The sequence below is a fragment of the Shewanella sp. 125m-1 genome (assembly GCF_052977065.1).
Window position 1 is genome coordinate 1 of record NZ_JBRILT010000046.1, and the last position, 12539, is coordinate 12539.

Annotated in this window: 11 protein-coding genes; 9 read left to right on the forward strand and 2 right to left on the reverse strand. The window is 42.9% G+C overall.

Annotated elements, in window-relative coordinates; all coding sequences use genetic code 11:
- Window positions 1-349: 349 nt before the first annotated feature.
- Both fusA and bioA read right to left on the reverse strand, forming a co-directional pair.
- On the reverse strand, window positions 350-2434 hold the full coding sequence (fusA, locus tag ACVBIK_RS16865) for an elongation factor G (RefSeq protein WP_447161962.1): 2085 nt from the start codon (window positions 2432-2434) through the stop codon (window positions 350-352).
- Window positions 2435-2788: 354 nt separating this feature from the next.
- Window positions 2789-4129 carry an adenosylmethionine--8-amino-7-oxononanoate transaminase gene (bioA, locus tag ACVBIK_RS16870; RefSeq protein ID WP_447170140.1) on the reverse strand — a complete coding sequence of 447 codons (1341 nt, stop codon included), beginning with the start codon at window positions 4127-4129 and terminating at the stop codon, window positions 2789-2791.
- A 248-nt stretch (window positions 4130-4377) separates the two neighbouring features.
- On the opposite strand from bioA, the gene bioB reads away from it, so the two are divergent.
- The 9 genes from bioB to ACVBIK_RS16915 all read left to right on the forward strand — a co-directional run bounded on the left by bioB (window position 4378) and on the right by ACVBIK_RS16915 (window position 12536).
- Entirely contained in the window at window positions 4378-5430 is a 1053-nt protein-coding gene (bioB, locus tag ACVBIK_RS16875) for a biotin synthase BioB (RefSeq protein WP_447170141.1), read from the forward strand.
- A 228-nt stretch (window positions 5431-5658) separates the two neighbouring features.
- Complete coding sequence (locus ACVBIK_RS16880) at window positions 5659-6852, forward strand: 8-amino-7-oxononanoate synthase (RefSeq protein WP_447161965.1); 1194 nt, start codon at window positions 5659-5661, stop codon at window positions 6850-6852.
- Between the two features lie 100 nt (window positions 6853-6952).
- On the forward strand, window positions 6953-7723 hold the full coding sequence (locus ACVBIK_RS16885) for a methyltransferase domain-containing protein (RefSeq protein ID WP_447170142.1): 771 nt from the start codon (window positions 6953-6955) through the stop codon (window positions 7721-7723).
- 18 nt (window positions 7724-7741) lie between these two features.
- On the forward strand, window positions 7742-8407 hold the full coding sequence (gene bioD, locus ACVBIK_RS16890) for a dethiobiotin synthase (protein ID WP_447161967.1): 666 nt from the start codon (window positions 7742-7744) through the stop codon (window positions 8405-8407).
- A gap of 377 nt (window positions 8408-8784) precedes the next feature.
- Window positions 8785-9648 (forward strand): protease HtpX, encoded by an 864-nt coding sequence (htpX, locus tag ACVBIK_RS16895; RefSeq protein WP_447161968.1) that lies wholly within the window; start codon window positions 8785-8787, stop codon window positions 9646-9648.
- A 289-nt stretch (window positions 9649-9937) separates the two neighbouring features.
- A complete protein-coding gene (gene cctA / locus ACVBIK_RS16900) occupies window positions 9938-10285 on the forward strand; it encodes a tetraheme c-type cytochrome CctA (RefSeq protein ID WP_447161969.1) in 348 nt (115 codons plus the stop codon).
- Window positions 10286-10782: 497 nt separating this feature from the next.
- Complete coding sequence (locus ACVBIK_RS16905; RefSeq protein ID WP_447170143.1) at window positions 10783-11328, forward strand: curlin; 546 nt, start codon at window positions 10783-10785, stop codon at window positions 11326-11328.
- A gap of 114 nt (window positions 11329-11442) precedes the next feature.
- Window positions 11443-12078 (forward strand): LuxR C-terminal-related transcriptional regulator, encoded by a 636-nt coding sequence (locus tag ACVBIK_RS16910; protein WP_447161971.1) that lies wholly within the window; start codon window positions 11443-11445, stop codon window positions 12076-12078.
- Window positions 12075-12536, forward strand: a complete 462-nt coding sequence (locus tag ACVBIK_RS16915) for a curli production assembly/transport protein CsgE (RefSeq protein ID WP_447161972.1) — start codon at window positions 12075-12077, stop codon at window positions 12534-12536. The genes ACVBIK_RS16910 and ACVBIK_RS16915 overlap by 4 nt, the downstream gene beginning before the upstream one ends.
- The last annotated feature ends 3 nt before the right edge of the window (window positions 12537-12539 follow it).

The following is a 12539-nucleotide window of genomic DNA, read 5'->3' on the forward strand; positions in this document are numbered from 1 at the left end:
TCATGAGTATATGCCTATCCTTGACTCTTTTTAGAGTACAGTTTGATAAGCAGTTACACAAAGTTAGTTACAGTCTCTGATTATACATATTCTTATATCCCTTTCTTACAATTAGTATAACTCGCTCTTGTAGTCTAAATGGCGAGTTTCATAACCGAGTTCAATTAAAGTCCTTGCCTCACAAGTGCTAAGCCCTCGCTGAGCGAACACATCTTGATACTGATTGCTTTACGTAAGCAATGTTCATAACGTTTATGATTAGGCAGGCAATAAAAAAGCCTATAGACATTCATCTATAGGCTTTTATGTTAAAGCTTAAAACTCTAAAGAGTCATAACTAAATTAATAGTTACTTCTTAGCGTTTCTTTCTTTAACTTCAGCGATAACTTTCTCAGAAACACTGTTTGGACACTGGCTGTAGTGAGCGAATTCCATAGAGAATTGGCCACGACCAGAAGTCATAGTACGTAGTGAACCGATGTAACCGAACATTTCTGAAAGCGGTACGTCAGCCTTAATACGAACACCAGTAACACCAGCGTTTTGGTCTTTGATCATACCACGACGACGGTTAAGGTCACCAATAACGTCACCAACGTTGTCATCTGGGCTGAATACGTCAACGTTCATGATAGGCTCAAGAAGTTGCGCGCCAGCTTTTGGCATAGATTGACGGAATGCGCCTTTAGCAGCGATTTCGAACGCGATAGCTGACGAGTCAACTGCGTGGAAAGCACCATCTTTAAGTTCAAGTTCAACGTCTAACACAGGGAAACCAGCAACAGTACCGGTGTTCATCATGCTAGCGAAACCTTTCTCAACTGCTGGCCAGAATTCCTTAGGAACGTTACCACCAACAACTGAAGACTTAAATGTGAAGCCAGTGTTTTGCTCACCAGGACGGATAACATAGTCGATCTTACCGAACTGACCAGAACCACCAGACTGCTTCTTATGCGTGTAGCTATCTTCGATTTCACGAGTAATAGTTTCACGGTATGCAACTTGAGGCTCACCAACAATTAGGTCAACGCCGTAAGTACGCTTAAGGATGTCTACCTTAATGTCTAGGTGAAGCTCACCCATACCTTTAAGAATAGTTTCACCTGAATCGATGTCAGTCTCTACACGGAAAGATGGATCTTCTGCAATCATTTTACCGATAGCGATACCCATTTTCTCAGAGCCGCCTTTATCTTTTGGTGTTACAGAGATAGAGATAACTGGCTCTGGGAATACCATTGCTTCAAGAGTACAAGGGTGCTTAACATCACACAAAGTGTGACCTGTTTGCACGTTCTTCATACCAACGATAGCGATGATGTCACCAGCTTGTGCGTAATCAAGTTCGTTACGCTCATCTGCTTGCATTTCACACATACGGCCGATACGTTCAGTCTTACCAGTTGCACTGTTAAGAATAGTATCGCCTTTACGTAGCTGACCTGAGTAGATACGTACGAATGTTAGTGCACCGAAACGGTCATCCATGATTTTGAATGCTAGTGCTTTTAGTGGCTCATCGATAGAAACTAAAGCGAACTCACCGTTTTCGTTACCTTCTTCGTCAGTAAGAGGTTGTGGATCAACTTCAACTGGGTTTGGTAGGTAATCAACAACAGCATCAAGAAGAAGCTGCATACCTTTGTTCTTGAAAGCAGAACCACAGTATGTAGGGAAGAAGTCCATTGTACGAGTACCAGCACGGATACAACGCTTAATGTCTTCCATAGATGGCTCTTCGCCTTCCATGTAAGCTTCTAATAGGTCATCGTCTTGCTCTAGAGCAGTTTCGATTAGCATTTCACGGTATTCTTCAACAAGGTCAACCATGTCAGCAGGAACGTCTTCTACTGAGTAGTTCTCAGCTTCGCCAGTGTCATCCCATACGTATGCTTTACGAGTAAGTAGGTCAACAACACCACTGAACTCGTCTTCGATACCGATTGGCAGTACCATAACAAGTGGGTTAGCAGCTAGAACGTCTTTAGTTTGCTTAACAACACGTAAGAAGTCAGCACCCATACGGTCTAACTTGTTTACGAAGATGATACGCGCAACTTCTGAGTCGTTAGCATAACGCCAGTTAGTTTCTGATTGTGGTTCAACACCACCAGAACCACAGAATACACCGATACCACCATCAAGAACTTTAAGAGAACGGTAAACTTCTACTGTAAAGTCAACGTGACCAGGGGTGTCGATAACGTTGAAACGGTGTTCTTTCCAAAAACAACTAACAGCAGCAGACTGAATGGTAATACCACGCTCAGCTTCCTGTTCCATGAAGTCAGTTGTTGATTCGCCGTCATGCACTTCGCCCAGTTTATGGATCTTACCGGTAAGCTTTAGGATACGCTCAGTTGTAGTAGTCTTACCCGCGTCAACGTGAGCAAAGATACCAATGTTTCTGTACTTTGATAAATCAGTCATTTTTCTACTCTATTGGAGTTACGTTCTAAAATTCCGCGCAAGTATAGCAATACTTTTCAATTTATTTTATCGATTTTTATCATTCAGGGCTAAATTAAACGAAATATCATAAAAAAATCACATTTTATAGCCAAATCTAAGGTTGTTACTTCGGCTGTAAAGGCAGGGGGTTAGCTAAAAGGCATATTTATAGGCTCTTAATGTGACCAATAGTAATGACGCAATCTTGGCGTTTCAGATATTTATGCTGGTCAGTGGCACCAACTGAGCCGACCGTTACGAATTGAAACGCCAACGGTCCCAGAGCAGAGGTGTTGCGAAGCGGACATATTTATAGTTGTTGGTTACCTTAGCTTACCCATGACTGATAAACGTATTTGAGTCCTTTGGAAGATGAACTTGTTTAGCTACGACTTTCATCGCATGAGTCAATTTGCTGAGCTGGCTTGAGGTAATGCAATAGGGCGGCATGATATAGATAAGATTAGCAAAAGGTCTTATCCATACGCCTAAATCGACAAACTGCTGTTGCAGCTCTGCAGTATTAACAGTGGCATTCATCTCTAACACTCCTACGGCACCTAATACGCGTACGTCTTTGACATTTTGGTAGTCTATAGCGCTTGCCAGTTCGTGCTTTAACTGAGTTTCAATAGCACTAACCTGTTGTTGCCAATGATTTTCACCAATAAGCTCAAGGCTGGCGATGGCCGCAGAGCACGCTAATGGGTTAGCCATGAAGGTTGGGCCGTGCATAAACACGCCGGCAGGAGAATCACTAACACCTTTAGCCACTTCATCACTGCACAGGGTTGCCGCTAACGAAATATAACCACCAGTCAATGCTTTACCTAAACATAAAATGTCGGCTTCAATATTGCTGTGTTCGTAGGCAAATAACTTACCAGTACGACCAAAGCCGGTGGCGATTTCATCAAGAATCAGCAGCACATTATATTTGTCGCACAGTTCTCTTACCGCGGTTAAATACTCTGGGTGGTAAAAACGCATACCGCCAGCACCTTGCATAATCGGCTCGAGCAATAATGCCGCTATCTGTTGATGATTATCTTCAAACAGGTTAGAAATGTCGCTCAGTTCCTCTGGGTCAAAGTCGTCATCGAAGCGAGACTGAGGAGCTGGGGCAAACAATTGTTTGGTGACTAACTCACCAAACATGGTGTGCATGCCACCTTCTGGATCGCACACGCTCATGGCTGCAAAGGTATCACCATGATAGCCATTTTTAATGGTGAGGATTTTTTGCTTCGCTGTATGTCCTCTACCTTGCCAGTATTGCAGAGCCATTTTCATCGCCACTTCTACCGCGATTGAGCCCGAGTCCGCCAAAAATACCTTGGTTAGTTTGGGGCTAGTCATGTCGATGAGCAGTCGTGCCAACTCTACTGCAGGACGGTGGGTGATCCCGCCAAACATAACATGGCTTAATTGTGCGGTTTGCTGCTGCATTGCTGCGACTATTTTGGGATGGCTATAACCATGGACACAAGCCCACCATGAACTGGTACCGTCAATGAGTTTTGTACCATCTTGCAACTCCAGTTCAACGCCATCGGCGGCAACGACTCCAAATGCCGGCAATGCATTGGCCATGGAGGTATACGGATGCCACAAGTGCTCTTTATCAAATTGAAGATCAACACTGCTTGTAGTAGATTGAATGTTGTTGCGCATATAATAACCGTTAGTAAACCTTTTAATTAGTATGACATTGACAGGTTACGACCTGTAGGTATCCTAAGCAAGATAAATATTACGTAAAAGCCTCCGCTTTATAACGATAAGTTATTGTTTTTATGGTTAAAGGTGTACCATTTTTTAACTGGGTTAACGGCAGTTAGCATCTTTTTTATAAACTCAGATGCTAGCAGCAAACGCAAAAGAATCAGATTAATTGAACGTGTGAGCAAAAAGGGAACTGCATGTCTGAAGTACAGCTAAGAAATAACTGGAAGCGCGAAGAGATTGAAAGCTTATTTGCACTGCCAATGAACGATCTCCTATTTCAGGCACATAGCATCCACCGCCAAGAGTTCGATCCTAATGAAGTCCAGATCAGCCGTTTACTGTCGATTAAAACCGGTGCTTGCCCAGAAGACTGTAAGTATTGCCCGCAAAGTGCACGTTATGACACAGGTCTTGAAAAAGAGCGCTTGCTCGCCATGGAAACGGTACTAACAGAAGCTCGCAGTGCTAAAGCTGCGGGAGCATCACGTTTCTGCATGGGCGCAGCGTGGCGTAATCCTAAAGAACGCGATATGCCATACCTTAAGACCATGGTGGAAGAGGTTAAAGCATTAGGTATGGAAACCTGTATGACCCTGGGTATGTTGTCAGCTGAACAAGCCAATACGCTGGCTGATGCGGGGCTGGACTATTACAACCATAACTTAGATACCTCGCCTGAATATTATGGCGATGTGATCACCACTCGCACCTATCAAAGTCGTTTAGATACCTTATCCAATGTACGTGCATCAGGCATGAAAGTATGTTCTGGTGGCATTGTTGGCATGGGCGAGAAAGCCACCGACCGAGCAGGTCTTCTTCAGCAATTGGCAAACTTAGATCAGCATCCAGATTCTGTGCCAATTAATATGTTGGTAAAAGTCGAAGGTACCCCCTTTGAAAAGCTTGATGATTTAGATCCATTAGAGTTTGTCCGTACCATTGCCGTAGCGCGTATTACAATGCCCAAGTCTAGAGTGCGTCTGTCGGCAGGGCGTGAGAATATGACCGATGAACTGCAAGCGATGTGCTTTTTTGCGGGAGCAAATTCAATCTTTTACGGTTGTAAGTTGTTAACGACGGCAAATCCAGAAGAAAATGATGATATGAGTCTATTTAGACGACTGGGCCTGCATCCTGAGCAGGGCGTAGCATCAACCAAAGAACAGGATGAAGCTATGTTGGCAAAAGCCGTGGCGCAGCAAGACAAAAAAGTGTCTGCATTTTATGATGCCGGCGCGCTTTAAGTTGCTGATTAGAAAATAGTTAATGGTTACAAGATAGTTAATGGTTGCCGGGTGACTAATTAACAGAGAGCATCGTCAGTGTTGGTCAGTATCGCTCAATGCTGATAGTGCTCCCTTTTTCAAAGCGATTTTATACAAGTAACGATTAAAATACACAATTACCAAAGCCTGCCGAAAATAAAGCGGTGGGTTTACTAGGCTATTTTAGCCTTTTAACTGAGCATAACAATGTCAGAAAGTTCAAAAAATCAGCCGTTAGTCGAGTCCTTGAACGCTAGAGTTATCAATAAAAATCAAGCGTTAGAACAACAAGGTCTGCTTCGAAGACGCACTAATCTTGTGCTGGACCCTAATCAGTCAAATTACTTTGAAGTGGATGCACTGCCTTATGTTAATTTCAGTAGTAATGACTATTTAGGCTTATCGACATCTTCAGAGTTAGCTGAGGCACTTTACCAAGGAGCGAAACAACACGGTGTTGGGAGTACTTCCTCGCCATTGGTCGTGGGTTATAGCGAAGCGCATTTAAAACTTGAGCAAGCCTTATGCGAAGCCACAGGACATGAAGCTGCACTGTTATTTTGTTCAGGTTTTAGCGCTAATAACGCATTAATGAAGACCTTGTTTAATGAAACGGATCTGGTGCTTGCCGATAAGTTAATCCATGCCTCAGTGATCGACGGCGTTCAGGATAGTGGTGCTAAGCTGAAGCGCTTTAGTCATAACGACATCGATAGTGCTAAGAGTCATTTAGAGCGCTTTTCGCCAAGTGCATTATTGACCGAAAGTCTATTTAGTATGGATGGTGATATTGCTCCTTTAGCTGAGTTATCGGCGCTTTGTCAACAGCATAATGCTTGGTTAATCGTCGATGATGCCCATGGTTTTGGTCTGCTAGGCGAAAACGGATTGGGTGCCACAAGGATTGCAAACGACATTAAGATTGATGCTCAGTTGGTCACCTTTGGTAAGGCCATGGGGGGGCAAGGAGCTGCAATTCTCGGAAGCCAAGCATTAATCGATTTTTTGGTGGCCAATGCCCGTCATTACATCTACTCAACAGCGTTGTCGCCAGCTCATGCCGTAGCAGCATTGGCCGCCATCAATATGATTAAGCAGCAACCCGAACGTCGGCAGAAATTGAATGACAATATTGCCTGTTTTAGAGCTGCCTGCTTAGAAAAGAATATCGAACTCTCAGACTCACAAACTGCAATTCAACCGATCTTAATCGGCGATGCCGCTAAGACAATGGCGGTGGCTAAAAGATTGAAAGAACATGGTTTCTGGTTAGGTGCGATTCGAACTCCAACCGTACCCGTCGGAAGTGCAAGATTAAGGTTAACCATAAATGCTAATCACTGTCAGCAAGATATTTTGGCGTTAGTGGATGTGTTGGCTGTTATCTTAAATGATGACTGACATTGAGCTTTCTAATATCTCATTACGCTGTCTTTAAAGGTTCTTTAAAGGCTTTTATACCGCTATTTCAATTTTATTTGATTGATTAGGATCCAATGCAGTGAATACAGGATCAAGTGAGCTTAAACACCAAGTCGCAGCGCGGTTTTCCGCCGCAGCCGCGCATTACCATAGTTACGATATACTGCAAAAAAGAACTGCTGAGCATCTGTTACGTCAAGTGACCTCAAGCTCCCGCTTATTAGATATAGGTGCCGGTCCTGGTACTTGCTTTGATCATATTCCTAGCCTTGAGCAAGTACTCTGTCTCGATATTGCCGAGGGGATGCTCAAAACGCTTAGCGAAAACTTCCCGCAGTACATACCGATTTGTGGCGATGCCCAGAGTCTTCCTTTTGCTGCAGACACGATTGGTGGCATCTATTCCAATGTGGCATTGCAATGGTGCCAAAATCTTCCTCTAGCGATTAATGAAGCTTGCAGAGTGCTTTGTCGTGATGGTGAACTGAATATGAGTATCGTGGCTGCCAATAGTTTGTATCAGTTGGCTGAACTAGGTTTTAAGGTCAATACGTTTATCGATGAAAAAACACTGCTTGCTTGTTTTGAGCAAGATGCCTGGCATATAGCAGAGTTTGAAACTCAATCGATAACGGTTCATTTTGCCGATCTTAGAGCTATGCTGCAGTCGATTAAAGGGGTGGGGGCATCAATTGTAAAACAAGATCAAAATGTTAACTTGCCTCAGGTCACATTGAGAGGACGTAAAGATTGGCAAGCTTTGCAAGCTCAGGCAGAGTTGAGTCGAGCCCCTGAGGGCCTTCCTTTAACTTATAATATTAGCTTTATTAAAGCGCGGAAAAAGCGCTAAACGCAGCTTGGAGTTGACATGACATTTTTTGTAACGGGTACAGATACCGATTGTGGTAAGACGTTGATCTCATCTGCATTGCTAACTGCCGCTAAAGGCGAAACAGTAGGCTTTAAGCCGATAGCATCTGGCTGTGAACAAACAGAGAAAGGGCTTCGAAATAGTGATGCTTTGGCATTAATGGCTGCTTCTAGTATCAAACTTCCTTACGAGGATATTAATCCTTTTGCCTTTGAAGCAGCTATTGCGCCGCACATCGCGGCAGCAGAGAAAGGCGTTCAATTAGCGCCTAATCGTATTGAAGCTCAGCTCAAGATGGCTGAATTTGTTGGTGCTGATTTTTGCTTGATTGAAGGTGCGGGTGGCTGGCGTTTACCATTAGGAGAAGGTCACTACCTTTCAGACGTTGTTCAATCGATGAACTTGCCAGTGATCTTAGTGGTGGGTATGAAACTAGGCTGTTTAAGCCATGCATTATTAACGGCTGAAGCGATTAAGGCTGATGGTTTGAACCTTGTAGGCTGGGTAGCGAATCAAGTCGATGCCGATATGGCAAATCAACAAGAAAATCTAGCCGCGCTAAAACAGATGATGACGGCGCCTTGCTTGGGCTATGTACCGCATCTTGCTAAGCCGACCGCGGAAGCTGCTGCCAGTCATTTAGATATGAGTGTTTTGTTATAAGCTAATCGTTAATATCTAATAGTTAGTGCGATGTAACATGAATTAGCTAAAGCTTGTACGCAAAATTAACGCCCAATTGGTGGAGAAATTATGCTTCCTAATTGGGCTTATCTTTATGTTAAGAAAGATTAATCCCACATCTCCTATAATTATCCTGCTTTACCGATTAAATTAATCTTAGATTAATGAAACCGACCTAGACTTTGCCGACTTGATATAAAAGTGGAACTCAGCCGTCTATTATTGATGCTACAAGGCATGTATTTGAAGCGATAAGACATAAATTTTGCAGTCTCCCCTTGAAATCTCGTTTTTTGGACATATTATGTCTCTTATAGAGTGTATATCAGGTACTTTGTATCCTAACAGGAGCTTAAATGAAGCGTATATTTTTACTGATTGCCACTAACATGGCGATCTTATTGGTGGCATCAATTGTGATGTCTATCTTAGGTGTTAATACCTCAACCATGGGCGGATTATTAGTATTCGCTGCAATCTTTGGTTTTGGTGGCGCCTTTATCAGCTTGGCTATCTCTAAGTGGATGGCTAAGAAAACTATGGGCTGTGAGGTTATCACAACGCCGCGTGATAACACTGAACGTTGGTTAGTGGAAACCGTTGCTCGTCAAGCAGAGCAAGCGGGCATTAAAATGCCTGAAGTGGCTATCTATCAGTCGGCAGAGTTAAATGCATTTGCAACGGGTCCTAGCAAAAACAACGCATTGGTTGCAGTGAGCAGTGGTCTGTTGTATGGCATGAGTCAAGACGAAATAGAAGCTGTATTAGCCCACGAAGTAAGCCACGTCGCTAACGGCGATATGGTGACGCTGACTCTTATTCAAGGCGTGGTGAATACATTCGTTATCTTCGCTGCACGTGTCGTGGCTGGCATCATCAATAACTTCGTCGCGAGTAATGACGAAGAGGGTGAAGGCTTAGGCATGTTTGCTTATATGGCAGTGGTTTTTGTACTGGATATGCTGTTTGGTATCTTAGCTTCAATCATTGTGGCTTACTTCTCTCGTATTCGTGAATATCGAGCCGACGAAGGTGCTGCACGTTTAGCGGGTAAAGATAAGATGATTGCGGCACTTGAGAGACTGCGCCAAGGCCCTGAAACCGGTGCAATGCCAGCGTCAATGTCAGCGCTAGGTATTAATGGTAAAAAATCGATGGCGGAGTTGATGATGAGTCATCCGCCACTAGAAAAGCGTATTGCGGCACTTAGAACTCACTAATTGAAGCATGGCTAAATCAAGGCGGTTCGAGGTTCAATCTCTCGAATCGCTTTTTTATTACCCAAAATCAACGTGATAAATAGTTAGTTATACTGCATTCCAAGAAGTAATTTGATTAAGCGCACATTTTGAGAATTTCCACAATGATATGATCTTTTACTTAAATTAGTTGCGGATTAGTTAATGCTTAGCTAAATTAACCTAAGTCGTGCTAAAAATATTGTTCGCAAGATGAAAACAACCTGACTATTAAGTTTTCACTATGCGAACATCAAATGAGGATACAATTGTGAGCAATAAACTACTAAGTGCAATTTTTGGTGCGGCATTCGCAGCACTCGCTTTATCACCAACAGCTTTCGCTGAAGGTCAAGAACTTGCCGAAATGCATGCTGAAATGGACGGTTGTGAAGCGTGTCACGCTGACGGTTCACCATCTGCAGACGGTGAATACGAGTTCCAGCAGTGCCAAGCCTGTCACGGTACTTTGGCTGAAATGGACGCCGTTCACCAGCCACATGACGGGATGCTAACGTGTGCTGATTGTCACGCGCCACATGAAATGAACGTGGGTGACAAGCCAACATGTGACAGCTGTCACGATGATGGTCGTACTGCCGAGTCGACACTTAAGTAATTTTATTTGACTTAAATTGCTAAAATGAGCCAGCCTAGAGCTGGCTTTTTTGCATAAAAATTTTGACAGTGCAGGATCAATATTGGCTCAAAAGGTTTTCTGGTGGAACCAGCATTCAAATTCTTACTAGGGTTCAGATTATAGGTAAGAAAATTTTATACAAAATCTCATCACAGCATAAAACATACAATATTTCTCATCTTACATAAGAAATGACTTGTGACTCCTTTCGTATGACAAGCTTAATTAACACCATTGATAATAATATTTGAGCGTTTATTATTTATTACTCTTAAAATCAATAGCTTGAATATTTTTTTGTGAAGTGGTTAATTGTTGTTAATTGAGTTGCCCGTAGTAGTAAAGTCTAGTTTTTATTGAGCGAATAGCTATTTGGATGCAACGCTTTTAATACTCTAGATTGATGATGGACAAGCACTTTCCCGACATAATGGCCGCGTTAATTTCATATAGTCATTAAAGGTCGGTAATTGAGTATGGATACTACTAAGATGGCGGTTAACTCCTCTAATCTTCAAATCAGCAGCATATGGCGTTATACCCCAGCGCTACTCCTTGCCTTTTTGCCTCTGGTGCACGCTCAAGACCTTAGCCAATTTGATGAACTTAATGGCTATGATAACCGCGCCTCTATCGCCCAAACTGGTGATAGTTTAGATGCAAGTGTGAGTCAGCAAGGTGTTTCAAACCGGGCAATAGTGAGTCAGTCGGGCTTATTAACAGTGGCGGATGTGAAGCAGTTAGGGGGAAGTAACCGCGCTGGCGTTTACCAAAATGGTGCAGAAATTGAGGCAAGTATTCTTCAAAGTGGCTTCAATAACATCGCTATCTCTTCTCAGCAAGGTGCCTATTTAAATCTCGATATTAATCAACAAGGGAACAATAATTTAGCTTCAGTCCTACAAATGGGCAATGAAAGCTCGGTGACAATATACCAAAATGGTACTGGGCATGGTGTTTCAGTTGTGCAATATGGGCAGGGACAATCAGCCCAAGTCACTCAAGGTTATATTTCAAATTAAGCCAACTTCAATTGTTGTTGTGTTTACGTGAATAATTCTGTCTTTATTTGTAGTCTGAGTGTATTACAATAAAAACACACGGATGGTGATATACAGTACACACGGAGTTAGCTTATGTTCAAAGTCACACATTGGGTTTTGGTTACCCGCTCGCATTTATTTGCCGATCTTCTCAATACCAGATGGCCACAAGAGTTCTTGGTCAAACTACATCGGATCTCTCCAGAGCATTTTAATGCTGAATTATTAGAAAGTCGCATTACTATCATTTTGATTGATCTGTCGACCGTAGATGTTCAAACCGCATATCAAATTCAAAAGCGCATTGAAAAAGGCAGCAACATCGCTCGAGTCGTCTTTTTGCATTTTCCTAAACAGGTTGACGCTAAATTTCTTATCCAAGCTTCAGTGACTGCCGGGGTATTTTATTCAGATGCTTGTTTAGAAACAATTGGTGAGGGCATGGCGGATATAGTAAAAGGCAAAGTGGTTCTACCTCAGCGTTTTACAGAGAGTAACAGCCTTAATGATAGTGCTATTGATGAGGTTGAAACCTTAACGATCCGAGAGCGTGAAGTACTGCAAGTATTACGCAGTGGAAGTACCAATATTGATATTGCAAATAAACTATTTGTCAGTGAAAGCACCATAAAAACGCATCTTTATCGAGCGTTTAGAAAAATTGGTGTATCGAGCCGTGGTCAGGCAATTGCCTGGGCCCAAACCAATATGCATGAAGTGACTCAATGAGTCGGTTCTGCTTATGTTTTCTCCTTCTGTCGTCAACGTTGACGGCAGGGGAGATTGTATTAGATAAGCAGCAACCACCGCTAGCCGAAAGTACCAGCGATAAACCCCCAAAAGTTGAAACAGATCTTATCGATGGGCTTATTCTTAATCGTGCAATGACTCGATTTGGTCATCGATTTTATCGAGAATTTGTCGCAGCTTATCGGGATATTGGTGGTGTGGCTCAACATTCAGGTTTGACCGTGGTTGAACAAGCGACAGCGAGAAGCGGTAGTAAAATTAGTATTCTTCACAATAGAAGACCTATCTATATCACGGTTGTCTCTCCTGCAAGTAGAAATATCGATGAGCAAGCTTTAGCTGCTGCCGGGCGAGTAAACCAAAAATTAAAACAAAATCAAAGGCAAGCAAACTGGGCCCAATTTTTAGATCCCGATTTGGCTCCAGATGAATTTTAACAA